Source organism: Chryseobacterium phosphatilyticum (assembly GCF_002899825.2).
GTDB lineage: Bacteria > Bacteroidota > Bacteroidia > Flavobacteriales > Weeksellaceae > Chryseobacterium > Chryseobacterium phosphatilyticum.
This window is the reverse complement of sequence record NZ_PPED02000127.1, coordinates 1-430: the sequence shown is the minus strand read 5'-3', so window position 1 is coordinate 430 and position 430 is coordinate 1. Positions and strand designations below refer to the sequence as shown.

Annotated in this window: 1 protein-coding gene; it reads right to left on the bottom strand. The window is 60.5% G+C overall.

The window, feature by feature from the left end:
- A partial coding sequence (locus C1631_RS23800) for a glycoside hydrolase family 52 protein (RefSeq protein ID WP_228441545.1) occupies positions 1-430 on the bottom strand: 430 nt, incomplete at both ends.

Genomic DNA, 430 nt, shown 5'->3' with positions numbered 1-430 from the left:
AGCTCGTTGCGCACGGTCCACGGATTCATTTTCAGCTCGAAAAACAACTGATCGACGGTGAGATCGAACGTGTTCATCATCCGGTACTCGCCCTCGTTGACGACCCAGAAAGGTTCGCCGCCGGCATCAAGCAGCTGGGTGCAGCCGTAGTAGCTGCGGGTGGCGTGGGCCAGCATGAATTTCTGATCGTCGGACAGCTCCGTCTCATCGACCATGCGGTCGGACTCATCGGCACGGCGAACGAGCTCGTCGAAGTTGTCCAGCGCGAACGCGGCCACCTCCTCGATATTGCTGAAATACCGCGTGTAGTAGTAGGAAGCGTCCATACCCGCCGTCACGAGCCCGGAGCGATGGAAGCAGACGGCGAAGCGGTACGTACGCTTTTCACCCGCGGGCACCTCCGCAACGAGCGAACCCACGGGACCGAGAC